At 69.7% G+C, this 23,733-nt stretch carries 24 protein-coding genes and 1 tRNA gene; 11 read left to right on the top strand and 14 right to left on the bottom strand.

All coding sequences use genetic code 11. From position 1 onward, the window contains the following. Positions 1-29: 29 nt before the first annotated feature. Genes pknB through BKA22_RS07090 form a run of 7 tightly spaced genes read right to left on the bottom strand, consistent with a single transcriptional unit; the run spans position 30 to position 8,733 of the window. Entirely contained in the window at positions 30-2,003 is a 1,974-nt protein-coding gene (gene pknB / locus BKA22_RS07120) for a Stk1 family PASTA domain-containing Ser/Thr kinase (RefSeq protein WP_146954708.1), read from the bottom strand. After that, complete coding sequence (locus tag BKA22_RS07115) at positions 2,003-3,277, bottom strand: serine/threonine-protein kinase (RefSeq protein WP_146954709.1); 1,275 nt, start codon at positions 3,275-3,277, stop codon at positions 2,003-2,005. The genes pknB and BKA22_RS07115 overlap by 1 nt, the downstream gene beginning before the upstream one ends. After that, positions 3,274-4,725, bottom strand: coding sequence for a peptidoglycan D,D-transpeptidase FtsI family protein (locus BKA22_RS07110; RefSeq protein WP_146954710.1), 1,452 nt, complete (start codon positions 4,723-4,725; stop codon positions 3,274-3,276). Before BKA22_RS07110 ends, BKA22_RS07115 begins: the two co-directional genes overlap by 4 nt. Further along, positions 4,722-6,179 carry an FtsW/RodA/SpoVE family cell cycle protein gene (locus BKA22_RS07105; protein ID WP_146954711.1) on the bottom strand — a complete coding sequence of 486 codons (1,458 nt, stop codon included), beginning with the start codon at positions 6,177-6,179 and terminating at the stop codon, positions 4,722-4,724. The genes BKA22_RS07110 and BKA22_RS07105 overlap by 4 nt, the downstream gene beginning before the upstream one ends. A 19-nt stretch (positions 6,180-6,198) precedes the next feature. Beyond that, positions 6,199-7,470: a PP2C family protein-serine/threonine phosphatase gene (locus BKA22_RS07100; protein ID WP_146954712.1), complete on the bottom strand. Its 1,272-nt coding sequence runs from the start codon at positions 7,468-7,470 to the stop codon at positions 6,199-6,201. A 3-nt stretch (positions 7,471-7,473) separates the two neighbouring features. Continuing rightward, entirely contained in the window at positions 7,474-8,016 is a 543-nt protein-coding gene (locus tag BKA22_RS07095) for an FHA domain-containing protein FhaB/FipA (protein ID WP_146954713.1), read from the bottom strand. 9 nt (positions 8,017-8,025) lie between these two features. Further along, positions 8,026-8,733, bottom strand: coding sequence for an FHA domain-containing protein (locus BKA22_RS07090; protein ID WP_179561678.1), 708 nt, complete (start codon positions 8,731-8,733; stop codon positions 8,026-8,028). Between the two features lie 324 nt (positions 8,734-9,057). On the opposite strand from BKA22_RS07090, the gene BKA22_RS07085 reads away from it, so the two are divergent. Further along, positions 9,058-9,140 (top strand) — tRNA-Leu (locus BKA22_RS07085). A 249-nt stretch (positions 9,141-9,389) separates the two neighbouring features. On the opposite strand, the gene BKA22_RS07080 is transcribed toward BKA22_RS07085, so the two are convergent. Together BKA22_RS07080 and BKA22_RS07075 are read right to left on the bottom strand one after the other, a co-directional pair. Then, positions 9,390-11,303, bottom strand: a complete 1,914-nt coding sequence (locus tag BKA22_RS07080; protein WP_146954715.1) for a hypothetical protein — start codon at positions 11,301-11,303, stop codon at positions 9,390-9,392. Continuing rightward, positions 11,300-12,061, bottom strand: a complete 762-nt coding sequence (locus BKA22_RS07075; RefSeq protein ID WP_188334908.1) for a hypothetical protein — start codon at positions 12,059-12,061, stop codon at positions 11,300-11,302. Before BKA22_RS07075 ends, BKA22_RS07080 begins: the two co-directional genes overlap by 4 nt. Before the next feature lie 661 nt (positions 12,062-12,722). On the opposite strand from BKA22_RS07075, the gene BKA22_RS07070 reads away from it, so the two are divergent. Beyond that, positions 12,723-13,133, top strand: coding sequence for a hypothetical protein (locus tag BKA22_RS07070; protein WP_146954717.1), 411 nt, complete (start codon positions 12,723-12,725; stop codon positions 13,131-13,133). 16 nt (positions 13,134-13,149) lie between these two features. Here BKA22_RS07070 and BKA22_RS07065 read toward each other — a convergent pair whose 3' ends face one another. After that, positions 13,150-13,413, bottom strand: a complete 264-nt coding sequence (locus tag BKA22_RS07065; RefSeq protein WP_218866560.1) for a helix-turn-helix domain-containing protein — start codon at positions 13,411-13,413, stop codon at positions 13,150-13,152. A 249-nt stretch (positions 13,414-13,662) separates the two neighbouring features. On the opposite strand from BKA22_RS07065, the gene BKA22_RS07060 reads away from it, so the two are divergent. From BKA22_RS07060 to BKA22_RS07035, 6 genes are all read left to right on the top strand, one after another. Beyond that, positions 13,663-14,034 carry a hypothetical protein gene (locus BKA22_RS07060; protein WP_146954719.1) on the top strand — a complete coding sequence of 124 codons (372 nt, stop codon included), beginning with the start codon at positions 13,663-13,665 and terminating at the stop codon, positions 14,032-14,034. After that, complete coding sequence (locus BKA22_RS07055; protein WP_146954720.1) at positions 14,031-14,396, top strand: hypothetical protein; 366 nt, start codon at positions 14,031-14,033, stop codon at positions 14,394-14,396. The genes BKA22_RS07060 and BKA22_RS07055 overlap by 4 nt, the downstream gene beginning before the upstream one ends. Before the next feature lie 142 nt (positions 14,397-14,538). Then, positions 14,539-14,886: a hypothetical protein gene (locus tag BKA22_RS07050; protein ID WP_146954721.1), complete on the top strand. Its 348-nt coding sequence runs from the start codon at positions 14,539-14,541 to the stop codon at positions 14,884-14,886. Between the two features lie 71 nt (positions 14,887-14,957). Continuing rightward, positions 14,958-15,632: a type II toxin-antitoxin system prevent-host-death family antitoxin gene (locus tag BKA22_RS07045; RefSeq protein ID WP_146954722.1), complete on the top strand. Its 675-nt coding sequence runs from the start codon at positions 14,958-14,960 to the stop codon at positions 15,630-15,632. A gap of 36 nt (positions 15,633-15,668) precedes the next feature. Next, entirely contained in the window at positions 15,669-16,532 is an 864-nt protein-coding gene (locus tag BKA22_RS07040) for a hypothetical protein (protein WP_146954723.1), read from the top strand. Next, positions 16,529-16,774: a hypothetical protein gene (locus BKA22_RS07035; protein ID WP_146954724.1), complete on the top strand. Its 246-nt coding sequence runs from the start codon at positions 16,529-16,531 to the stop codon at positions 16,772-16,774. Before BKA22_RS07040 ends, BKA22_RS07035 begins: the two co-directional genes overlap by 4 nt. Positions 16,775-17,157: 383 nt before the next feature. Here the strand turns inward: BKA22_RS07035 and BKA22_RS07030 are convergent, their stop codons facing one another. Further along, a complete protein-coding gene (locus BKA22_RS07030; RefSeq protein ID WP_146954725.1) occupies positions 17,158-17,565 on the bottom strand; it encodes a hypothetical protein in 408 nt (135 codons plus the stop codon). A 178-nt stretch (positions 17,566-17,743) separates the two neighbouring features. Here BKA22_RS07030 and BKA22_RS07025 point away from each other — a divergent pair, with 178 nt between their 5' ends. From BKA22_RS07025 to BKA22_RS07015, 3 genes are all read left to right on the top strand, one after another. Further along, the gene (locus BKA22_RS07025) at positions 17,744-18,835 is read left to right on the top strand and encodes a helix-turn-helix domain-containing protein (RefSeq protein ID WP_218866558.1); all 1,092 of its coding nucleotides are present in this window, start codon (positions 17,744-17,746) and stop codon (positions 18,833-18,835) included. A 13-nt stretch (positions 18,836-18,848) separates the two neighbouring features. Beyond that, complete coding sequence (locus BKA22_RS07020) at positions 18,849-19,382, top strand: hypothetical protein (RefSeq protein WP_179561677.1); 534 nt, start codon at positions 18,849-18,851, stop codon at positions 19,380-19,382. Between the two features lie 37 nt (positions 19,383-19,419). After that, a protein-coding gene (locus tag BKA22_RS07015; RefSeq protein ID WP_179561676.1) for an IS3 family transposase occupies positions 19,420-20,609 on the top strand; the annotation gives its coding sequence in 2 pieces (ribosomal slippage) (positions 19,420-19,698 and positions 19,701-20,609; 1,188 coding nt in all). A 64-nt stretch (positions 20,610-20,673) separates the two neighbouring features. On the opposite strand, the gene BKA22_RS07010 is transcribed toward BKA22_RS07015, so the two are convergent. Genes BKA22_RS07010 through BKA22_RS07000 form a run of 3 tightly spaced genes read right to left on the bottom strand, consistent with a single transcriptional unit; the run spans position 20,674 to position 23,726 of the window. Further along, a complete protein-coding gene (locus BKA22_RS07010) occupies positions 20,674-21,342 on the bottom strand; it encodes an ABC-2 membrane transporter-related protein (RefSeq protein ID WP_146952837.1) in 669 nt (222 codons plus the stop codon). Then, positions 21,339-22,088, bottom strand: a complete 750-nt coding sequence (locus BKA22_RS07005) for an ATP-binding cassette domain-containing protein (protein WP_146952836.1) — start codon at positions 22,086-22,088, stop codon at positions 21,339-21,341. The genes BKA22_RS07010 and BKA22_RS07005 overlap by 4 nt, the downstream gene beginning before the upstream one ends. A gap of 3 nt (positions 22,089-22,091) precedes the next feature. Then, complete coding sequence (locus BKA22_RS07000; protein ID WP_146952835.1) at positions 22,092-23,726, bottom strand: ABC transporter ATP-binding protein; 1,635 nt, start codon at positions 23,724-23,726, stop codon at positions 22,092-22,094. Positions 23,727-23,733: the final 7 nt, after the last annotated feature.

Below are 23,733 nucleotides of genomic sequence, written 5' to 3'. Positions count from 1 at the left end.
GGGCCCCGTTCGTCTGGCCTGTCCGTGTGTCAGGGATTCGAGGTCGGGGTGCTGCCGGCCTGCGGTCCCTGGGACACGTAGATGATGATCGTCTGGTCGCGCTCGACCTCGGAGCCGCCGGCCGGGTCCGTGTAGAGCACCAGCCCCTTGGCGGCGTCGGACGGGAGGTCCTTGCGCTGCACCGAGGTCAGCCCGACCGCCGCCAGCGCCTGCACGGCGTCGTCGTACTTCATGTTCGTCAGGTTGTTCGGGACCGTCGGGTTCGTGGCCGCCTTGGCGATTTGCAGGTTGACCGTGGTGCCCTGCTGGAGCAGCCCGGTGCGGTCCTGCGCGACGACCGTGCCCTCGGGCTCGGTCGAGTCGACCTCGGTCGTGTTGCCCACGAGCTTGAGCGCGTTGAGCTCGGCGAGCGCGTCGTCCCGCGTCTTGCCGCTGAGGTCACCCAGCTCGACGTTGCCCGTCGAGACGAAGAGCTTCACGGTGGAGCCGGCGTCGACCGGGGACTGCGCGGCCGGCTCGCTCTTGGTGACCTCTCCGCGCTCGAAGTCCGGGTTGTTGTCCTGCTCCTGCACGGGGTCGACGACCAGACCCTTCTCCTGAAGGATCGACGTCGCCTCGTCCGCGGTCTTGCCGGAGACGTCCGGCACGGTGACCGAGTCGGGACCGGCGGACACGACATACGTGACGGTCGAGCCCTTCTCCGCCTTGGCAGCCGCGGGCGGGTCGGTGCTGATGACGTTCCCTGCGGCGACCTCCGTCGACGCGGCCGTCGTGCGCTTGGTGAGGAGTCCGGCGTCCTCGAGCGCCGTGACCGCGTCCGCCTCCGCCATCCCGACCACGTCGGGCACGGCGACGGTCGTCACCTCGGGGGGGTCGTTGGTCATGTTGATCAGGATCGCGATGATGCCGGCGACCGCCAGCACAGCGATGCCGATGAGGGACCACATCAGCCACGGCCGCTTGCGCGGCTCGTCCTCGTCGGGATCGTCGGGCGAGGTCGTCAGGACGCCGGTGGTCCCCCAGGGCGTCACGGACGGGGGCAGTGTCTGGGTCGCAGGACCGGTCGGCGCCATGACCTGCGTGGCGTCGGCACCCAGCGCGGCCGCGGCCACGACCGCGCCGACGGCGGGCGCGGAGACCGGGCCGCCGCGCAGCACGGCCTCGAGGTCGGCGCGGAACTCGGCCGCGTTCGAGTACCGGTCGTTGCGGTCCTTGGCGAGCGCCTTGAGCGTGATCCGGTCGAGCGTGTCCGGCACGTCCGGGGCGAGCGAGCTCGGCGTGGGCGCCGCCTCCCGCACGTGCTGGTACGCGACCGCGACGGGAGAGTCGCCCATGAAGGGCGGGCGGCCCGTCAGCAGCTCGAACAGCAGGCAGCCGGTCGAGTACAGGTCGGAGCGGGTGTCGACGGTCTCGCCACGCGCCTGCTCGGGCGAGAGGTACTGCGCGGTGCCGATGACGGCCTGCGTCTGCGTCATGCCGGCCTGGGAGTCCGCGACCGCGCGGGCGATGCCGAAGTCCATGACCTTGACCGCCCCGGTGGGCGTCAGCATGACGTTGGCCGGCTTGATGTCGCGGTGCACGATGCCCGCGTGGTGCGAGTACTCGAGCGCGGAGAGCACCCCGACGGTGATCTCGACGGCCTCCTCGATCGGCACGGCCTGACCGTCACGGAGGATGCCGCGAACCGTGTGGCCCTCGACGTACTCCATGACGATGAACGGCACGTGCGCGACGTTGCCGCTCGGCTCGGTGAACATGTCCTCGCCGGTGTCGTACACGGCGACGATGGCGGGGTGGTTGAGCGAGGCGGCAGCCTGCGCCTCACGGCGGAAGCGTGCCTGGAACGTGGGGTCGCGTGCGAGGTCGGAGCGCAGGATCTTGATCGCGACCGTCCGGCCGAGCCGGTTGTCGTGGCCGATGTGCACCTCGGCCATGCCGCCGCGTCCGATGAGCTCACCGACCGCGTAGCGTCCGGCAAGGATGCGCGATCCGCTGTCCACCACTAGGCGTCCTTCACTTCCGTCGATGCGAGAGACCTGCGAGTCGTTGTCGGGTTCTCGCCGGTGCTGGTGGGCACGTACGGCGTGATCATCCCATCGTGCAGGCCCGCACGAGAGTACTCGGTCCCGTCGCCCCCGAGGGAGGACATCACCACCGTCATCGTGGCGGGCCCGGAGTCGGACGTGACCCGTGAGGCCAGGGCCGCGCCGAGCAGCGCGACGACCACCAGCAACGCGACGACGATCGGCCACGTGAGCCGGCGGGGCAAGGAGCCGTTGCTCTTGCCGAGCAGGCGGTCGACGAGCGCCCGGGGGCTCATCGACTCGTCCTCGCGCAGGTCCCGGCGCGGCGGGTAGGACGGCGGCGTGAGCCCACGGATCGGCGGCTGCGGGCGGCGGGCGAAGGCGTCCTTGGGACGCACGGGCTCCGAGACGAGCACCGGGACACCGCTCGGGGGCGTGCGGGGCACGAGCTTGTCGAACATGTCGGCCAGCTCGGCGCCCGACTGCGGCCGCTGCGCCGGGTCCTTCGACAGCAGCCGGACCACGAGCTCGGCGACGCGACGGTCGACCGACGACGGCAGAGGCGGCACCGGGTTGTTCACGTGCGCGACAGCGATGTCGACCGCGGTCGGCCCGGTGAACGGGCGGTTCCCGACGAGCGCCTCGTACGCCACGATGCCGAGCGAGTACAGGTCGGACAGCGGTGTCGCGGCCTTGCCGACGGCCTGCTCGGGCGACAGGTACTGCGCGGTGCCCATGACCATGCCGGTGGCCGTCATGGTGATCTGGTTCTCCGCGAGCGAGACGCCGAAGTCGGTGATCTTCACCTTGCCGCCGCGCGCCATCAGGATGTTCCCGGGCTTGACGTCCCGGTGCACCACGCCGGCCTGGTGCGCGGCGTGCAGGGCCCGGGCGGTCTGCGCGAGCACCGGCAGCAGGCGTCGGATCGGCAGCACGGGCTCGCGTTCGAGCAGGTCGGACAGGGGTTCGCCGACGACGAGCTCCATGACCAGGTAGCCCGAGCCCTCGACCTCGCCGTAGTCGAAGAGCTGCGCGATGTTCGGGTGCGACAGCGACGCGGAGTTGCGGGCCTCCGTGCGGAACCGCTCGAGGAACCCGGGGTCGCCCGCGAACTCCTCCCGGAGGACCTTCACGGCGACGTCGCGCGTGAGGGCCTCGTCGTACGCGGACCACACCTCGCCCATGCCGCCGACCGCGATGGGACGCACGAGGCGGTAGCGCCCGCCGAGGGCGATGCCCGGTTCTGCCCTCATGAGCCCAGCACCGCCTCGATGACGGCCTTCGCGATCGGCGCGGCGATCTTGCCGCCCGTCGCCTCCGAGCCCATCGACCCGCCGTGCTCGACCAGCACCGCGACCGCCACCTGCGGGTTGTCCGCCGGGGCGAAGCCGGTGAACCAGGCGTGCGGGGCGGCGTCGGCCGTGGTCTGCGCGGTGCCGGTCTTGCCGGCGACCTGCACGCCCGAGATCTGCGCGCCTGTCCCCGAGCCGCTCTGCACGACGCCGACCATCATCGAGGTCAGGGTCGCGGCCGTCCCGGGCGAGACCGCGGTGGACAGCAACGACGGGGTCGTCTCGTCGACGACGGTGAGGTCGGCCGACCGCACGGTCTGCACGACGTACGGCTGCATGAGCTGGCCGCCGTTGGCGATCGCCGCCGACACCATCGCCATCTGGATCGGGGTCGCGGCGACGCTGCCCTGGCCGATGGCCGCCAAGGCGGTCTGCGGCGCGTCCAGGTTCTCGGGGAAGTCACTCTCGGCGACGAGCATAGGGATCGTCAGGTCGGCCGAGTCGAAGCCGAAGCGGTCGGCCTGGGCCTTCAGCGCGTCGGCGCCCAGGTCCATGCCGAGCTGCGCGAACGCGGTGTTGCACGAGACGCGCAGCGCGTCGGCGAGCGTGATCGGGTCGACCCCGCAGCCGCCACCCCCGAAGTTGCCGAGCGTGGACGAGCTCAACGGCAGGTCGAGCTCGACAGGGGCCGGAAGCGTGGTGTCGGCGGTGTAGTCGCCCGACTCGAGCGCGGCGGCGGCCGTGACGAGCTTGAACGTCGACCCGGGCGGGTACCGCTCGCTCGTCGCGTTGCTGACCAGCGGGTTCCCGTCGGCCGCGAGCAGCTCCTGGTAGGCGGCGTTGGCCGCAGTCGTGTCGTGCGTGGCGAGCGTGTTCGGGTCGAAGCCGGGCGTCGAGACGAGCGCGAGGATCTTGCCGGTGGACGGCTCGATGGCCACGACGGCACCCTGCTGGTCGCCGAGCGCGTCCAGCGCGGCCTGCTGCGCCGCGGGCAGGATCGTCGTCTCGACGGCCGCACCCTCCGGGCTCTTGCCGGTCAGCACGTCGCGCAGCCGGGAGAAGAACAGCTGGTCGGACCGTCCGGTGAGCTGGTCGTTCGCATACTTCTCGAGCTCCGTGCGGCCGTTGACGATCGAGTAGAAGCCGGTGAGCGTCGAGTACAGCTGACCGTTCGTGTAGGTGCGCTGGTAGCCGAACGCGTCGTCCACCTCGACCGAGGACGCGACGGCCTCGCCGGCGACGACGATCGGGCCCCGGGCGTTGCCGTACTCGCGGTAGAGCGTGCGGACGTTGCGCGGGTCGTTGTTGAGCGAGTCCGCCTGCACGTACTGGATCCACGTGGTGCCGACCATGAGCACGAGGAACATCGCGAGGGCGACGCTCGCGAGGCGGCGCAGCGGTGTGTTCATCGCGGCACCCCTTCGATCCGTTCGGTCGGCTGGTCGTCGCCGTCACCGTCCGGGCGCGGCACGTCGTCCCCGGGGACGATCGGCTCCCCGGAGGCCGGTGTGAAGGGTCTGACCATCGGTGCAGGTCGACGGGCCTCGTCGGAGATCCGCAGCAGCAGGGCGACGATGACCCAGTTGGCGAGCAGCGACGACCCACCGTAGGCCAGGAACGGCGTGGTCAGACCCGTCAACGGGATGATCCGGGTCACCCCGCCGACGACCACGAAGCACTGGAACGCGACGACGAACGCCAGACCGCCCGCGAGCAGCTTGCCGAACCCGTCACGGACGCCGATCGCGGTGCGCATGCCACGCTCCGTGAGGATCGCGTACAGGACCAGGATCGCGAGCAGACCGGTCAGCCCGAGCTCCTCGCCCAGCGAGGCGACGATGAAGTCCGACTCGGCGTACGGCACCAGGTCGGGGCGGCCCGCACCCCAGCCCGTGCCGAACAGACCACCGCTGGCCAGGCCGAACAGCCCGCGGACCAGCTGGCCGGACCCGCCGGGGTACCGCTCGAACACCTCGGGGTCGAGCGCGTTGAGCCACACGTCGAACCGGGCGCCGACGTGCGGGAACGCGGTCGCAGCCGCGAACGCGCCACCCATGAACAGGACCAGGCCGATGACGACCCAGCTCGTGCGCTCGGTCGCCAGGTAGAGCATCGCGACGAACAGGCCGAAGAACAGCAGCGACGTCCCCAGGTCGCGCGCGAAGACCAGCACGGCGAGCGAGACGGCCCACACGACGAGGATCGGACCGAGGTCGCGGGCCCGCGGCAGCTGCAGCCCGGCGAAGCGCGGCCCGGCGAGGGCGAGCGTGTCGCGGTGCGTGACGAGGTAGCCGGCGAAGAACACGGCCAGCGCGATCTTGGCGAGCTCGGCCGGCTGCAGACCCACGCCACCGACCCGGACCCAGATCCGCGCGCCGTTGATGGTCTGCCCGATGCCCGGTGCGAGCGGCAGGACGACGAGCAGCAGACCGACGACCATCGCGGTGTACGTGTACCTGCGCAGCGTGCGGTGGTCGCGCAGCAGGATCAGCACGACGGCGGCCAGCACCATCGACAGGGCCGTCCAGGCCAGCTGCTTGCCGGCGAAGTCCGACTCGATGTCCCGGGCGGCACGGGCCAGGTCGATCCGGTAGATCATCGCCAGGCCGATGCCGTTGAGCGCGATCGTCACCGGCAGGATCACCGGGTCGGCGTAGGGGGCCCGCCAACGCAGCACCAGGTGCATGCCGAAACCGAGCGCGACCAGCCCGCCGCCGTAGCCGAGGACGTCCGCGGGCACCGAGCCCTGCGTGCCCAGACCGACGAGCGCGTAGGCGCCGATGCCGATGGCCAGCGCCAGGACCAGGAGCCACAGCTCGGTCCCGCGACCCGCACGCAGACGGTGCGGCTGCACGGTCGCCATCAGGTCACCACCACGACCGTCACCCGTTCGCCTCGGCGTCGGCGGCGAGCGTGGCGACCATCGCCTGTGCCGCGTCGAGCGAGGTCACCTGGATGGTGCCCTCGACCCGGGTGCGCAGGTAGGCGGACAGGTCGTCGACGGCGACGTCGGACTCCTCGACGATCGACGAGAGGGAGATCGGGCCGAGGTCCTGCGGCAGGCCGCGGAACACCGCGACGTTCGTGCCGTCGACCCCGACGTAGTACTGCGTCTGCGTCCACCGGTACGCCAGGTAGCCGGAGGCGCCGAGCACCAGCGCGATCGCGACCCAGACGATCGTCGTGCGCACCCGGTGGGTTCGCGGCAGCTCGTCGACGAGCTCGCCACCGGGTGGCGGGACGGCGGCGGGTGCGGCCCCGTCCGCCGGGTCCCCACCCGCGGCGAGGGGGTCGGTGGCGGTCTGGGTGAGGCGGGCCGCCCGGGCTGCGGGGCCGTCTGCCGCGGCGGACGGGGCGTTGCGCGAGATGGCGGCCGCACCGACGACGGACGCGGCCGTCGTCGGACCCGACCCGTCGGCGACGGCGTCCAGCTCGACGACGTCCGCGACGACGACGGTCACGTTGTCGCCGCCGCCCGCCCGCAGCGCGAGCTGCACGAGCAGGTCGGCGCACGCGTCGACGTCCGGGACACCCACCATCGTCTGCTCGATCGTGTCGTGGCTGACGAAGCCGGACAGGCCGTCCGAGCACAGCAGCCAGCGGTCGCCGGGGCGCGCCTCACGGACGGACAGGTCCGGGGTGATCTCCGTGTCGTAGGCGCCGAGCACCCGCATGACGACCGAACGCTGCGGGTGGTGCTCGGCCTCCTCGGGCGTGATCTTGCCCGTGTCGACCAGGTGCTGGACGAACGTGTGGTCGGCGGTGACCTGCGTGAGCGTGCCGTCCCGCAGCAGGTAGCCGCGCGAGTCGCCGAGGTGCATCATCGCCAGCTTGTTGCCGGCCCGCAGGATCGCCGTGACCGTGGTGCCCATGCCGGCCAGCTCGGGCTCGCTCTCGGTGCGCGCCACGAGCTCCTCGTGCGCGAGGGCGAGTGCCTCCTCGAGCTCGTCGAGTGCGTCGTCCGGACCGTGCGACTCACCGTCGAGCGGCGCGAACGCGGCGACCGCCATCGAGGAGGCGACGTCACCGCCCGCATGCCCGCCCATGCCGTCCGCGACCATGAGAAGGTGCGGCCCGGCATAGGCCGAGTCCTGGTTGTTGGCGCGCACCAGTCCGACGTCGGACCGTGCTGCGTACCGCAGCGCGACTGTCACCGTTTACCTCTGCAGCTCGAGGACGCTCTGACCCACGCGGACCGGTGTACCGGTCGGCACGGGTGTCGGCGCCTCGACGCGCTGGTCCGCCACATATGTCCCGTTCGTGGAACCCAGGTCCTCGACGAACCACTGACCCCCTTGCGGGAACACCCGGGCGTGCCGTGACGAGGAGTAGTCGTCGTCGAGCACGAGGGTGCAGCTCGGTGCGCGGCCGATGAGGATCGCCGAGGCGCCCAGCGGCAGCGTCGTGCCCCGCAGCGGCCCTTCGATGACCACGAGCCGGGACGGGCCGGAACCCGTCCGGCTTCGCCGGGACACCCGCTCGGGCGCGCCGGAGGCGGGCACCGGCACCGCCGACTGGCCGCCCGGCTGCGTCTGCGTGGGAACCGCTGCCGCCGCGGGGGCGCCCTTGCCCGGCGGGCGACGCCGCGTGATCTGCGTGCCGTACAGGTCGCGGCGCAGCACGCCGATCGCCGACAGCACCAGGAGCCACAGCAGTGCGAGATAGCCCAGCCGCAGCAGGGTGACCGTCAGCTCACTCATCGGCCGCGGTCACCCCTCCTGGTCCGGCTCGCTGCCCGTCCAGAAGAGGATCCGGGTGCGTCCGATGGTCAGCGTGTTGCCGTCGAGCAGGGTCGCCGCGGGCACCTGGTGCCCCTCGACGAACAGGCCGTTGGTCGAGCCGAGGTCCGTCGCGATGACGCCGTCGGGCGTCACCCGGATCTCGAGGTGCAGCCGGGACACCCCCGGGTCGTCGACGATGATGTCGGCCTCGGAGCCGCGGCCGACGACCGTGCGCTCCCCCGTGAGCAGGTAACGCTGGCCGTCGATGTCGACCAACGGGTGCCGGGCCGACGGGGCGGTCGTCGTGGCGGGCGCCACCGCGCCGCGCACCGTCGCCGAGTGCACGTCGAACCGGCCGGTCTCGAGCTCGGGCTCCTCCGTGAAGGACACCGTCACGGGACCGACGAACGCGTAGTGCTGGCTCGTGGCGTGCTCGGTGACGATCGTGGCGAGCTCGTCGGCCAGCGCCTCCGCACCCCACGCCTCGACCTGGTCGTAGTCGGCGGTGGAGAGGGTCAGCGTGAAGTCGTTCGGCACGACCGTGCGGTCACGCCCGACGACCGCGGCACGATCGTCGACCTCGCGGCGCAGCGCGCTGGCCAGGTCGACGGGCTTGACCTCGCTGCGGAAGGCCTTGGCGAAGGCGTTGTTGACGACACGCTCGACGCCGTTCTCGAACTTGTCCAGGATGCCCATGCCCACCTCCCTCTTCCGCGCGGTCGTGCGTCGATGGTATCCACCGCACCCGGCCGATGGACCCGAGGCCGCGCCGTTCACCCTGTCTGCCCTGGTTCTGCACGTGATCAGGCGTCTTGCGCGGCGGTCGGGGGTGCGTCGCGCCGAGTCTGCGGCCCGTCGGCGCCGTGCGCACGGGACCGTCGTCCGGGGTGCCGGCCCGCGTGCGGGCGAGGAGCTGTGGGGGGTTCGCCGGGCGTTCGTCGGGCATCTGTCGGGCATCAGTCGGGCACACAGCAGCCGATTCAGGACCGGCGCCCCTCCCGTGCTAACGTTCATCGTCGCGCGCGAGTGGCGGAACGGCAGACGCGCTGGCTTCAGGTGCCAGTGTCCGAAAGGGCGTGCGGGTTCAAATCCCGCCTCGCGCACACAGGGTTGTTCGTCTAGGACAGCCAAAGCAGTTCGGGTAACCCCCGGTCGGAGTCACTCCGGCCGGGGGTTCTTCGTTTGTGGGTCTGACCTGCACGTTTACTAGCACGCTGGCGTGCTCGTACGGTGGCTCGGGACGGCGAGGGCGCTCGCGGGTGCATGCCAGTGAGCCCGCTGACCTTGTCGGTCAGCGGGCTGCTGGGTGGTGCTGTTGAGTTCGCGCGGGTCAGGGGGCCCGCCGGCTGGGGTCAGCCGGGCTGGTGGGGAGGGGCGTGGCCCTCGGTGTCGTGAACGGTGCCGCCGATGTCGGTCTGGCGAAGGTGCTTGGGCCGCAGGTGCCTGGGAACGAATGGGTACCGGGCGCGGGGCTCGGTGCGGCGCGGGATGTCGCCGGTCGTGACCCGCACGTGCAGCGACGTGCCGCGGGGCTGGGCGGTCCGGCGGGCGTGGACGGCGGCGAAGTCGGGGTCGGTCGTGTCGCCGATCGCGACCATCCACGGGTCTGCCTGGCCGCGGGTTGTGTACCAGTCACGGAGCATGCGGACGTTCACGCCGACGAGCCCGAACGTCACGAGGGCGTGGGTGCGGGCGGCACCACGAACGCGGCACCAGTCGCGGCGGAAGTTCATGCCGCGGTGGGTGCGGAGCTCAGAGTTCAACGCTTCGATCGCGGACCGCCGCCCGTATGACGCGTGCCAGATCGTCGTGCCGAACTGCAGGGGCTGGCGTTCACGGGCGTACTCGTCCAGAGAGACCGTGACGGTCCTTGAGCATCCGCACGGAACGACACGCTTCCCCGTGACCGGGTCGACGGACGCGGGCTTGCAGGTTGTGGTGGGGCGGTCGTAACCGAGACGCATCGACTCGGGGTCGTTCACGCAACGAACCAGGCGACGCAGAGCGGGGCCGCGCCAGCGTTGCGTGCCGCGGTCGGTGTTGACGTCACCGAACGGAGCGAACGCGTACGGGATCCTCTGGTCGTACTTGCCCTGCAGCTTGATGATCTCGGCGGTCGACAGGCCCAGCTTGAACCCGGGAAGTTCGCGTAGGTGCTTCGGCATCGCGTCGGTGAACAGTGTGCCGTCAACCCAGATGGAGCCCATGATCGGGCCGGGGCGGACGCCACGTTGGTTCTTGTGCAGGTCGAACGTCTGAGTGATGTCTCGAGCGCGCAGGGCATTGGCCCACTTCCCGGCGTCCAGGTACGTGTACCCGCGGTCTGACAGCAGCTCTTGGACGTCGTACCCGACAGCACGGAGGGCTTCGACCGCGAGGATCCCGGCGGCGGCCTTGTCCGACCCGGCCGGGGCCGTCACCAATGACAGTGCCGTGTGCGGGATCTCGCCGGCGCCGAACTCGGGGACCTGGGTGACGATGTGCTCGTCGAACCCGATGTACACCTCCTTGCGGCGCATGTTCTTCCCCGACCGGTACCCCTCGCGAGCGTCCAGATCGACCGTGTGCTGTGCCCGCCCGTCGTACCCGAGACGCGGCCACCCAGGGGTCCTGAACGTGTCCTGGGAGTTGACCTTCTCGCCCTCGTCCTCCGGGCGGACCGCGCCGGCGGACTGGTCGATGTCCGGGAGCTTGTCCCACGACTGGCGTGCCGCCCACGTCTCCTTGTCGGTCGAGTCGAGCGCGAACACCGTCGTGTTGATGGTCATCCCGCCGGGGAACGACGACGCGTGCAGCAGCAACGCGGCGAACAGCTCGCGGGTGATCGGCCGGCCACCCGTGCACCCGGTCGGGCAGTCCTCGACCTCACCGGTCTTCGTGCTCGCGACCAGGTCGTGGTTGTGCGCGGACACGACATGGTCGGCGTCCATCGCGGTAGAGAAGTGGTCCAGGTTGTCCCACAGCTGGCAGTACGACACCTTCGCCGGCAGCAGCCCGTCACGGAGCATCTCGGCGGCCGTCTTCTGGACCAACGTCAGCAGCATGTCGCCGCCGCGGATCCCCGCCGTGACGAACACCGTCAGCAGCGTCCGCCATGACACTCGCCGCGGTGCACCCGTGCGGGCGTTCAGGGAGAACTCGAACGCGTCAGCTAGACCGGTGGCGTCGACGATCGCCTCGGCGACCTTGGTGGCCTGAGCCAGGGACAGGTCGCACGCCTCCACGACATGCTTCGGCAGCGGAGCCAGCAGCAGCGGGGCGGTCACCGGACACCGCCGATCAGACGGCGCAGGACCGAGTCGTCACGACGCGGGACGAACTTCGAGAAGTCCTCCCAGCCCGTCATGGTCTTCACCCCGGCGAAATGCTGCAGCTCGGAGATGCGCACTCCTGCCGTGGACAGCTCGACCATCCATGTGGTCCGCAGACGGGACGGCACCAGCCGCGGTGCACCTGTCGGGAACTCCAGTTGGGCCAGGACGTTGGCGGTCCAGTTCCGGCTCGGGGTTCGGTCGGAGAACATCGGACGGTCCCAGTAGTCCAACGACAGGCGCACGAGCTCGTCGGCGTACTGCGGCAGCACCGGTACGTCCCGGGCATGGTCACCGGGGATGTGAACGACGGCGACCCCGTCGATCATCTCGATGCTCGAGCCCAAAAGGACGGAGAACTCCGCACCCGCCAGGCCCGCGCCGTGGCACAACGCCATCGTCGCCACACCTGCACGCCGACGGACCTCTGAACGCTGCGTCAGGCAGATCTCCCAGAGCCACGCCAGGTCCAGGCGTGCGTACGGGTCGGCCAGTGTGGTCCGCTTCTTGCGCTTCGGCTCCGGTGTCCATGGGGCCTTCTTGGTGACGGTGCGTCCGATGCGGCGCAGCGCGGACCGGTAGCACGACTGGGTGTGCTCACCAAGGTGGGTCATACCGGTCTCGACGAACCACTCGACGTTCGTCTCCGTGAACAGGTGCTCAAGGTCGAGCGGCAGGCGATTCTCGATGGCCCAGAGCTGGAACATCGTCACCGCGCGCATCGCCAGGTATGCCGCGGACAATGACTGCGGGGCGTAACGCCGGGTGGCGGCACGGACGTCATGCTCGATCGGAGCCCACTGATGGGCCGTCACAACACCCTTCGGGCGGTACGTGACGATGCGGTGCTCGATGAGTTCGGGTGTCACCGGGGTGCGGGCCGAACTCTTCGGCGTCGAACGCCTAGCCACGGTGCATCATCGCCGCTAGAGCGATCGAGGTCACGCCGGTAGGCGTGGCGAACTCTGGCGTGCGGTACGCACACCGGTCTACAGTCTTCAACGAGGACTCCAAACACCTCGGCCCGGGAGCGGCAACTCCTCGGCCAGCGAAAGCGTCGCCTTCGGGCGGCGCTTTTTGCTTGCCTGGGCTTCAGACGTTCTTGATTGACCGGGCGGGGCCCGGGGCGCGGCTTGTTCCGCACGCCTACCAATCAACGTGACGAGACCGACCGGATCGTCGATCTGGGCTGGATCCGTGTCGACAAGAGTCGACCGGACTTGCGCGCTCGCGTCTACACAGCGCGCCATGGCGGAGTATCGTCAGGCCAGATCCGCACCGTCATCAGGATCAGCCGCGCTCCGCCGCGGGCACTACTCTCCACCCGCCGGGGGACTCTTGTCGACAGCCAGTCCTGGGCAGTGCGTCGACTGCATGAAGTTCAAGCTGCGTGTCCCGGCAGTCGAAGCATCACGGTGCCGGCTTCACCGGGATGCGTATCGGCGCTTCTACAAGTCTCAGTGGAAGGCTCGTAAGGCGGGGTCGCCGTCAGCAGAACAGCCTTACGTCCCTGAACCGGTGTACGTCGAGCAGATCGCCGTGACGCCCGAGGTCGTCGAGATCCTCGCGGCGATCTCCCGGGACCTGGACTTCGTGACGCGCAAGCTCTCTCAGGATCTGCAGCACTACCGCGGTGACAACATCAAGCACGTCCGCGACGCTCGTGCGAAGGCTGCGAGCAGCAGTGAGCAGCTCAGCACCCTCGTGGACGTCATGCGCGGCGCCAAGCGCTACGTGGCGGTGACAAGGGGCAAGGGAGCTCGACGAGCGCCCGGCACCTCCTGAGAGCGCGCCGAGCCGGTCAGGTCGACTGGCCGGGCGTGAAGTTCTCGGTCTCCTTCACCGGGAAGAACGCCCGTGGGGACACCTGGAGAGCGTCCGCGAGCTGCCACATGGCCTTGAGGGACAAGTTCCTGCGCCCGTTCTCGACGCTGCCGATGTAGGTGCGGTCGAGGCCGGCGGCGTGCGCGAGTTCTTCCTGGGTCAGGCCGGCGTTCGCCCTGATCAGCCGCAGGCTTGCGCCGAACGCGAGGCGCTGGGCGAGCTCTCGGGCAGGAACGGGCACCTGCTCGACGGTAGGCACGAGCGGCCTATCGGTCGACGGACTGTGGGTCACCCTGACCATGACCCGCAATGTATAGACGCTTGCCCCGTCAGGACGCAGTCTTGGAGGCCAGGGCGGACCCGGAGGGCTTGACCTGACGAGGGCGATGCGTACTCTGAGTCGAGTCCGTCACTACCGTCGGTGACATCGCGACCCTGAACCCGGGCCACACCCCGCTGTTCACGCTCCCCTCGAGAAGAGGACGCCACCATGCGAGAGAGCACCCCCAGCCTCGCCCGTCACCAGGCCGCCGTAGCCCAGGCCGTCTGGTGGGCGCCGAGCCACGTCATAGCGATTCTCGGGCTCGTCGGCGGCTTCGGATCCCTGCTGACCGGCCAGCCGATCGCCGTCACGCTCTGCGCGTTCTCGATCGTCGTGATCGCCGGGACCAGTCAGATCCGCACCCGCCATGAGTTCCGCAGGGGGTGGATGTACGGGTACGAGAGTGCAGTCCGCACCGCCCTTCAGTACCAGGTCGGCGCAACCCCCGACGTCGAGGTTCGTGCGGCGGTCCACGGTGACCCGATCCCCGAGCCGTGGGAGGTGCACGTCTCTCCCGTTCTTGCTCGGAGGGCGTCATGACGGCCCGGACGGTGTCCGAGTTGGTTCTGGCGGACGAGGCCGGGGTGTGGGCGATCCGAGCGGCATCCGAGACGGTCTTCTTCGTGGATCTGGAAGCGAGGTTCCTCTTGCGTCAGGCCGGCCCGACATCCTCTCGCGGGCCGGGTGATGAACGGTGGGTGCCACTCATGTCCGTGAGCGGGCTCTTCGCGGGCGATTCCGGAGTGATCCGGGTCGGCGACCGGCACGCCTACCTCTTCGACTGGAACCGCGCCGGCGCCGAGTTCGGCTTCTGGGTCCAGCGGTTGGTGACGGCGATCGACTACGTCGAGGCCGAGGAACTCGCCACTCTGCCGGCCCTCCCTCAGGGCGACCCGTTGTGACCGGCGCCGGGCGCCATGGGGTGTTGCCGGTCGGCCTGGTGCGGAGCCAGTCCCGTCTCAGGGCGGGACGAGGGAGGTGGGGGCGGTGAGCACTTCCGCTGGCCGGCCCCGCGGGTTCGCTTGGGAGCAGACGGAGCGCCTGATGCCCGTGGTCGACGTTGTCCCGCACTTCGATGTGCTGGAGGGGGACCTGAGCGCGGGCATCCCGGTCGTCTTGACTGACGGCGCCATGCGCGTTGCAGTGATCGTGGCGTGGGACCTGTGGGGCCTGCAGCACGAGCGCTACCTGCGTGCGGCGGCACTCTCGTGGGCGCACTGGCGATCCGGACGCTTCGATGCCACGGGCTTCGGCTGGGACGTCCTCGAGTACCTGCGACCCCCGATGCAGGAGCGCCTGCACCCGACCGTGCACCCCGGCGAGGACGGCGGTCCTGTTGCGCCTGATCGCGGCTCCGATGCTCCGCTCGAGGCTCCTGGTGGTGCACGGTGAACGCGACGCCCAGGCCGAAGGGACCGGTCCGGGCGGGTCAGGGCCCGCACCCGTGGCCCGTGTGGCCGCGGGTGGAGCTGGGGAAGCACGCGACGATCGAGATCTCCAACCTCGGCCGTTTCCGTGACGTCGTCGATCGGGACCTCGTCGATGAGTTGTTCGCCCTCGGCTTGCTGATCGCCATGACCGAGGGGCCACCGGTGGCCAAGGGCAAGGCGGCGACGCTCACGATCGCCCTGAGGGGCAGGGGCCGTTTCATGGTCGGGCAGGAGGACCTGGGCACCAAGCGTGGCCTGAAGATCCTCGCCCGCGGCGTCATGTTCGCGCTCCGGGCCGCCTCCGAGGGAGTCCAAGCCGGGGGTCGGGGTGACCCGCCCGCCACCGCCGAGACCATGCCTGCCCGGCCTGAGCGGGACCGCCCGCGCACCGTCGAGATGCCTGTCGAGCAGGCGCAGGCGCAACTGAACGAACTGGTCGCCCGGGTCCGGCACGGGACACGCGTGGTGCTGACCGACGGCGGCGACCGCCTCGCGGTGCTGGTCGGCTGGTCCTGGTACGCCCATCAGGAGGAACGCCTGGCCGCGGCAACGGCCGCGTACTGGAAGGCATGGCGCAATGGCCGGTTCGACACGGCCGTCTATGCCAAAGCCATGCGCGCCGCCGGTCTCCATCCCACCGCGGGGCTGAAGCGCAAGGTCGACGACCGGGCCGCGCCCGCGGGAGACCACGATGACAACGCCAACTGACCGCCCAAGTCCCGACCTTTGGCTGGTGGCCACAGCGTGGGTGCCCGCCACTACATCGACACCACAGACGACCCTCACGCGGGCGACCCCGGGCATGGAGCAGCCCCGCGAGTGGATCCACACCGCGACAGACCGCCCGTCGTGGGGAGGCCGCAGATGAGCAACGACGACACGAACGGTACCCGGCAGTCCGCGCGGGAGCGACGCCGAGCCGCTGAGGTCGCCGCCCGTCGCCGACTCCTCGAACTCGACCCGACCGGGGTGCGGGACATCGAGGCAGCCGCCGCATGCTTCTGCGCGTGTCACCCCAGGCCAGCGGACCCGGACTCGCACGGTGGCGGCCGAAGTTGCCCCTGCCAGCTGACACCGGAAGAACTCCGCGCCCTGCGCGCACGCACCTCCAAGCTTCTCAAGGAGCACTCGACGGCCCTCGAGGCCGCGCAACGCGAGCGCGAGCAACGGCTCGTGGACATCGCCGCGGACCTGGGCATCGAGGCCAGGGAGGACAACTTGTACGCCCCGTGGGTGATCGTCGGGCGAGTCGACGGGCGGGGCTTTCGCATGCGGGAACGCTCAGATCGCTACGCCATCGTCATCGCCCCCGACGACAGCCCCACGATCGACCCGTGGAACGCACCAGACGGCACCCAGACGATCACGGTGCGCACCGGTGACGCCAGCGACCTGGGAAACGTTGGGCCCCCGGACTACCGACTGGCGCTGACGGTCATCACCGAGACCATCCGCACGTTCCTGCGCCAGCGCACCTGCCCACACCCGCACGCCGACGGCGACTGGTACTGCCCGCGGTGCGGCCTGACCCTCGTCGACCTGACCCGCCCACCGGCTGAGACCTCAGTCGACGACGAGCGGCGCGTCGAGGAAACACCCGACCCATGAGCACCCACGACCCCGTGTTCCAGGAACGGATGATCACCGCCTGGGAGACCTGGATGGTCTGGTGCGCAACCCACGGCCACGACCCTCTCTACCCGACCACCGACTTGCTGCGGGACGCTGCGACCGACTTACGACGGACCGGTGCGGGTGATGTCGAAGTCCTCGACCTCATCGACCAGGTTGGCTTCACCAGCGGGTTGTGGCGCACGTTGAAGTGGGTTCACTTGCGCCGCACTACCTAGCCTCCCCCCGACACTGTGCGCGGGCGGACGCGGTGGGTGAGATCGACTGCGTCGTGTCGATCGACTCCGCTCACAACCGCGCCCAGCGGGCCAGCCGTGGCGCTGCCGCGCGCCGTCAGGGGCGCGATCGTCTCCATCCACCGACGGTCTGGGCGGCCCAGGTGCGAGAGGCCCTCGCGCCCGCGGCACGAGGGCCTCTCTCGGCGTGCTCATCGCCGCGCAGACCCGGATGGCCGTCAGGTTCCTGGGGTGCGCCGGTGCTCTCCTGACCCGTGGACGAGCGGCGCGACGTGCTCTCGCGAATGACGAGTTGCGGTCGCGCGCTGGGTTCCACATCGCCGCGAAGGGCTGGCCGTCGAAGCCAATGACGCTGGCGGGTCAACTCACCCTTGCGGTGAGCGCTTCAGCTCGGCCAGCAGTGCGCTGGCGAGGGTCATCCACTCCTCCGGGGTCGCGCCCTCGACGCAGTCCTCGAGGTACTCCCGTTCGCTCAGACCAAGAGGGCGCTGGTTCAGCGGCTCACGGTCGTACCCGTCGAACGGCGAACCGCCGTTCACCGCGAACAGGATGTCGCGCGCCTGTGACGTGCGGCCGTCGGCGGACCCGCCGCTCCGGAACGACCGGAAGTACTGGGTGTCGCCCGCGGGTGGCCAGTCGTGCCAGACCTTGTAGAAGGCGGTCTCCCACTCGTGGTGCGCCCACCGCCATGGTCCTTCGAAGCCGACGGCGACCAGCCCCGCACGCAGACCGTTGGCGGTGTTCCTCAGTTTCTGCTGCTTCGTGAGTTTCACGACGCCAGTCTGCTGCGGGTAACCGTCACTACGCACCCAGGCACCCCGTGTGAGCGGCGCAGTCGCACCGCAGCCGCTCAAGCGTCAGGACGCGGCGGACGCGACGCGCCCGGCACTCTTGCCCGGCAAACATGCGTCAGGTGATGCGCAGGTGATGCGCCTGTGCTACGTTCCCAGTGTGACCAGCACAGCTGCCGACGAGTTCGGCCGGAGGAGCGCCGACCGTCGCATGCTCGTGCTCGTCCGAGAGGCCAAAGGCTGGACCCAGCGGGAGCTCGCTGCCCGCGCGGACGTGAGTCAGCCGACGATCTCGAAGGCGGAGAACGGCGTCGCGGAGCTGCGCGGCGAGACGCTCGAGGCAGTTGCGGCCGCGCTCGACTGTCCGATCGCGCTGTTGACGCACCCGGTGCCGAGCCTGGGCCTGGACGTGTCCTGCCTGCACCATCGGCGACGCTCGTCGCGGCTGACTGTCGCAGCGAAGGGCAAGGTCGAGGCGCTGGCCCACCTGTCGCGTCTTTCGATCGAACTGCTCCTCGCGTCCGAGCCGCTTCCGCGAGTCAACCTCATCCGTTCGGCGAGTTTTGACGCTCCGGACCCGGTCGCGGCCGCGGCCGCAGTCCGCGACCAGCTGGGCCTGGGTGCCGGACCGGTACCGAACCTCGTCGCCGTCCTGGAGGGCGCAGGGGTCGTCGTCTTCCAGCGACAGCTCGGATCGACCGCGCAGGACGCCGTCTCCTCCTGGCCGCACGGAAACGAGCGCATGCCGATCCTGATCATCAACGGCGGGCTGAGCGGGGACCGGCAGCGGTTCACCATCGCGCACGAGCTCGGCCACTTGGTCATGCATCGCCTCCCCGGCGAGGATCAGGAAGCGCAGGCCGACCTGTTCGCCGCGTCCCTGCTGGCACCACCCGACGAGATCCGGCCCGAGCTTGTTGGGCTGACCACCGCGCAGTTCCGCCGGCTCGCCGAGCTCAAGGCCACGTGGGGGATGTCGATCGCCGCCCTGATCCGCCGTGCCTACGACATCGGCGAGATCTCCGAGCGCCAGTACCGCGAGTTCCACCTGCGGCTCAACCGCATGGGCTGGAGGACGTCAGAACCCGTGGACGTGCCAACCGAAGTCCCCGCTTTGCTTCACGACGCGATCCGCCGTCAGGTTTCCGCTGGACAGACCGTCGCAGCACTCGCACGAACCGCACTGATGACAGAGGACAGTTTCCGCCGCTACTTCCCCATCGAGCTGCGCGAGAGCGCCCAAACCGCCTAGGACGGTGGTTGCTGTGACCGAGACCCTCGACGTGAATGAGCCAGTGCTCGCCGCACCGCTCCGGTCGGCGCCACTGGCCCCGGCTCGTGAGTTGTACACAGGTCGTCCCGCGATCTCGGTGCAGTGCGAGGCGACGGCACCGGCCCTGCTCAGCGCGGCCGGGATCTGCGTGGAGTCCCAGCTCGGTGCGGTGCTTACCTTCGCCGCCCGGTACCCGGTGCGTTCCTCGATGATCGGTGACGTCCTTGAGACCTTCGGAGGCGTCACCGGTGACGTGCAGCACGTCCTGATCGATGCGAACCGGTACGCCGGCACGTGCCGGACGATCGGTGCGTCGACGCTCGACCTGGACTGGGTCGACGCTCAGCTGCGTGCGGGACTGCGGTACGCGCTGACCGACTCGCCCTACATCCCCGACTGCGACACGGCGGCGTTGGAGAGCGTGCTGTCCCAGACGCGCGCGATGCGGCGCCCGGTCATCGCTGCCCTGCCCATCAACTACCTGTGGCTGAAGAACGGGTCTGCCCCGAGTTTGGTTGACACCTGACCTGTGAGGATCTGGTCCTCGCTGGAAGGATGTCCCCGTGGCAAAGCCGTATCCCAAGGAGTTCCGCGACGACGTCGTGGCCGTGGCCCGCAAGGGGCAGGTGCCGCTGACGCAGATCGCGAAGGACTTCGGTATCTCCGAAGGGTCGTTGTCGAACTGGATGAAGCAGGCCGACGTCGAGGACGGCCGACGGTCCGGGCCGACCCAGGCCGAGCGCGCCGAGCTGCGTGAGGCGCGCAAGCGGATCCGGGTGCTGGAGCAGGAGAACGAGGTCCTGCGCCGCGCGGCCGCCTACCTCGCGCAGGCGGGTCTGCCGGGAAAATAGTCTTCCCGCTCGTCCGTGAGATGGCCGCGGCCGGCGCCCGCATCAGGGTGCCGGTCGCGGTGGCGTGCCGGGTCCTGGGCCTGTCGACCCAGGGGTACGACAAGTGGCTCAAGAACCCGGTCTGCGACCGGGACTGGGACGACGCGCACGTCCTTGCCGCGATCTACGAGATCCATGGCGACGACGCGACGCTCGGCTACCGGTTCATCACCGACGAGCTGGCCGACGAGCACAAGATCAGCGTCGGGGAGAACCGGGTGCACCGGTTGTGCCGGATCGCCGGCATCACCGCCAGCCACCACAGGAAGCGGTCCAAGCCCGCGACGGCCGGCCCCGCGCCGCACGACGACCTGCTCGCGGTGGTCGACGAGCACGGCGTGGTCCGTCACGAGTTCGTCGCGCACGCCCCGAACCAGGTGTGGCTGTGGGACATCTCCGAGCACCCCACCGCCGAGGGCAAGCTCTACATCTGCGCGATCAAGGACGTCTACTCGAACAAGATCGTCGGGTACTCCATCGACTCGGGCATGAAGTCGTCCCTGGCGCGGGCGGCGATGCGCAACGCGATCGCGCTGCGCTCACCGGCCGGCACGGTGTGTCATTCGGACCGAGGCGGCCAGTTCCGTGCCAAGGCGACCCGGCGGCTGCTGGCGAACAACGGCCTGGTCGGGTCGATGGGCCGCTCCTACGGCGCGGGCGACAACGCGAGCATGGAGAGCTTCTTCTCCCTGCTGCAGAAGAACGTCCTGAACACCCGCCGCTGGCACACCCGCGACGACCTGCGCCTGGCGATCGTGACCTGGATCGAGACCAAGTACAACCGCCGACGCCGCCAACGCGCCCTCGGCAAACTCACGCCCGTCGAGTTTGAGATGATCTACACGGCCGCAGACGCGGCCTGACTACCGCAAACCCCGAGTGTCAACCAGACCGGGGGCAGACCCAACTGGCACAGTATGGAGTCGGCTAGGCGTCCGCTCGACGCAGCACGCAGACTGCTGTCGCGACTGCAAGCCCGGCCACTGCTGCCTCTAGGCCAAGCCCCACCCACGCCGCAGTTGCGAGATCGGCCGCGGGCGCGAGGAGCCGCCCGCGTGTTGCATCGACGGTGACATTCACCGCGATCATGATCGGACCGGCAAGAGAGACGGCTGGCACGACCCGGCGGGCCGCTACGCCCGCGAGCGTCCCGATGCCGAGCGCGAGAAGAGCAGCACCAACAGGCCACTGCCAGTCCAAGCTCGACAGAGCGCCGGTCGGAAGACCCTCGAGCCAGACGGCGGGTGTCGCGTCGCGAACTACTGCCAAGACCAGCCCGAGCCCTCCGGCGCCGAGCAACACCGCGACTGCCGGGAGCCAGATGCGCCACAACAGCCACTGGGTCCTACCTACGGCCTGAGTTAGGCCCCAAGCGAGCGTCCCGCGCTCGGCCTCTTGGGCGAGTAGTGATGCCACCAGTACCGCGACCAGGACGGATTGGTACTGACCGAGCGTGCGGACCATGCCCCACTGGGAGCCGGTCACCTCATTCACGCCGAGACCTGCGAAGACAGCGACGGACGCGACCACGAACCCGATGAGGGCACGATCCAGTCGGATCTTCGTCGTGAGCGTTGCGAGCGCGTGACCCTTCATGAAGCGGTCCTCTCTCCGGAGCGGGCATGCAGGCGCATAGCGGCCATCGCGGTCTCGCTGACCGACTGGCCCGGGTGCTCCGCGAGGATCTCGTCGCGGGTGCCGGCGAGTGTCAGCCGACCACGACTGAGGACCATGAGGTGGTCGCACAGGTCGTCGATGTCCGAGAGTAGGTGCGAGGAGATCAGCAGTGTGCGCCCGGTGCTGTCGAGCACGGCGCGCAGCAGATCGATGGCGTCGGCCCTAGCGAGAGGGTCGAGTTCGGCGAACGGCTCGTCTAGCACCAGATGCGGCGTGCCTCGGCCGAGTGCGAGAGCGATCGCGACCTGAGTCCGCTCGCCGCCGGATAGGACGGAACACTGCCGACTCAGCGGAATCTCGAATGCGTCCATCCACGAGCGGGCGGCTTCCTCGTCCCAGTCCTCGGTGTTGAGAGAGCGGGCGAGAACGAGGGCATGTGCGGGTGTGAGCGCGGGGTAGAGCGGCTTGCCCTGCGGCACGAAGGCAACCGCCCGGGTCTCCGCCGCCGCACTGCCGGCCCAACTCACGGTGCCAGACGTTGCACGCGCGAGGCCGACGGCCACCTTGAGCAGCGTGGACTTGCCGGCGCCGTTGGCGCCCACCAGTCCGATGCGCGAACCCACTGGCGCGCCGAAGGTCAGATGATCGAGCAAAGTACTGCCGCCGCGTCGGACGGTGATGTCCGAGAACTGCAGCGCGTTGCCTGAGTGGTGATGTCTTGGCACGGTCTAGAACTCCTGGGCGTCGTAGAGCTCACGGTAGAGCGGACTGGTGGTCATGAGGGTGTGGTGTGGCCCTTGAGCAGCGACCCGCCCGCTCTCCATGACAATGACATGGTCGGCGAATCGCACGGTGCTGAACCGGTGGGCGACAAGCAGTGTCGTGACCCCGGGCTCCCTTGAGTCGAACTGGTCAAAGATCGCCTTCTCCGAGATGGGGTCGAGTGAGGAGGTCGGCTCATCGAGGAGCCTCACGGGCACGTCGCGCATGAGGCTCCTGGCGATGGCGACCTTCTGCCACTGGCCGCCAGAGAGGTCGAGCCCGGCGTCGAAGGTGCGCCCGAGCGGGGTCTGCCACCCGGCAGGAAGTGCGTCCAGGTGCTGCGCGATCGACGCGCGAGCACCGGCGGCGCGAACTCGCGCCTCGTCGTCAAGGTGCTCCAGGGAACCTAGTCCGATGTTCTCCGCGGCGGACACGTTGTACTGCGCGTAGTCCTGAAACACGAAGGTCATTGCATCGAGCAAGGACGCTTCGGATATCTCGTCGAGAGGCACGCCATCGATCAAGATCTGACCGCTGCTCGGGGTGTAGATGCCGCATAGCAGCTTAACGACTGTGGACTTGCCTGCGCCGTTGCGACCCATGACGGCAGTCGTCATGCCGGGGCGCAGGACGAAGGACACGCCGTCCAGCGCGGGCTGAGTCTGCCCAGGGTAGGTGAAGGACACCGCGCAGAACTCGATCCCCGTGTGTAGCCGATGGGGTGCTTGGCTGGTACCACGGCTGCGAGCGTGCGGCTTCAACGACAAGAAGCGCTCGATGTTGGCCAGGTACATCGCGGTGTTCGACAAGGAGATCGCACCGCCGAACAGGCCGCTGCCCGCCGACTGAATGGCGACGATGCCCTGAATCACAGCAATCAGAACGCCGAGTGTTCCGTGCGACAGGGCGACCCAGAGAGCCACGATCTGCGCAGTGAGATTCAGTGCGACGCTGACGAGTGCCATCGACATCGTCAGCCCGGTGACCCGACGGAACAGAGCCATGTCCTGGCGGACGATCGCCTCGGCAGCGGTCCGGAACCGCGCGACGATGAACCCACCGATGCCAAACGCGTGCACCTCACGGGCCGACGCCGGGTCAGCGAGCAGGGACGGCCAGTAGACCAGGCGCCGGCGCTGCTCCGCGCGGCTCTGCTCGAGGGCGAATCCTCGACGGCCCGCCTTCCACTGGGCGTAGACCACGGGGCACGGCGCTGCCAGCGCTAGTAGCGCGACCCAGGGGTTCATCGAGCCCAGCACCGCGCCGACGGATGCGACGGTCGTGAGCTGGCCGAGGACATCCAATGTCTGCTGGATGGCCTGGGTGGGCCTGAACTGCGACTCACGCATGGCCCGCTGCATCGAGTCCAGGATCTCGGGTTGCTCGGTCTGTGCGGGCGGCAGCTCGATCGCATGCTCCATGACGCTCGTGGAGAGTTCGGTGCTCACCAGGGTCGTCACCGCCTGGAACGACATGCCGCGTACGGCGCCGAGCACCTGGGAGGCGGCCGCCAGCCCGGCCAGCACCGCAAGAAGCCCTGCGAGCGCCTGGACGTGTAGCTCGGCGCTGTCGCTGTTGAGCGCGTCGACCAGTCGCCCCATCGTGAGC

This window comes from Cellulomonas soli, from assembly GCF_013409305.1.
Classification (GTDB): domain Bacteria; phylum Actinomycetota; class Actinomycetes; order Actinomycetales; family Cellulomonadaceae; genus Cellulomonas; species Cellulomonas soli.
Note: the sequence above shows the minus strand (reverse complement) of the source record. Positions and strands in the feature narration are given on the sequence as shown.

Coding starts and splice junctions, on each gene's coding strand:
- BKA22_RS07115 (WP_146954709.1), bottom strand. CDS start 3,277: ATGAGGGCAGAACCGGGCATCGCCCTCGGCGGGCGCTACCGCCTCGTG.
- BKA22_RS07110 (WP_146954710.1), bottom strand. CDS start 4,725: ATGAACACACCGCTGCGCCGCCTCGCGAGCGTCGCCCTCGCGATGTTC.
- BKA22_RS07105 (WP_146954711.1), bottom strand. CDS start 6,179: ATGGCGACCGTGCAGCCGCACCGTCTGCGTGCGGGTCGCGGGACCGAG.
- BKA22_RS07095 (WP_146954713.1), bottom strand. CDS start 8,016: ATGAGTGAGCTGACGGTCACCCTGCTGCGGCTGGGCTATCTCGCACTG.
- BKA22_RS07090 (WP_179561678.1), bottom strand. CDS start 8,733: ATGGGCATCCTGGACAAGTTCGAGAACGGCGTCGAGCGTGTCGTCAAC.
- BKA22_RS07070 (WP_146954717.1), top strand. CDS start 12,723: ATGAAGTTCAAGCTGCGTGTCCCGGCAGTCGAAGCATCACGGTGCCGG.
- BKA22_RS07060 (WP_146954719.1), top strand. CDS start 13,663: ATGCGAGAGAGCACCCCCAGCCTCGCCCGTCACCAGGCCGCCGTAGCC.
- BKA22_RS07055 (WP_146954720.1), top strand. CDS start 14,031: ATGACGGCCCGGACGGTGTCCGAGTTGGTTCTGGCGGACGAGGCCGGG.
- BKA22_RS07050 (WP_146954721.1), top strand. CDS start 14,539: ATGCCCGTGGTCGACGTTGTCCCGCACTTCGATGTGCTGGAGGGGGAC.
- BKA22_RS07035 (WP_146954724.1), top strand. CDS start 16,529: ATGAGCACCCACGACCCCGTGTTCCAGGAACGGATGATCACCGCCTGG.
- BKA22_RS07010 (WP_146952837.1), bottom strand. CDS start 21,342: ATGAAGGGTCACGCGCTCGCAACGCTCACGACGAAGATCCGACTGGAT.
- BKA22_RS07000 (WP_146952835.1), bottom strand. CDS start 23,726: ATGGGGCGACTGGTCGACGCGCTCAACAGCGACAGCGCCGAGCTACAC.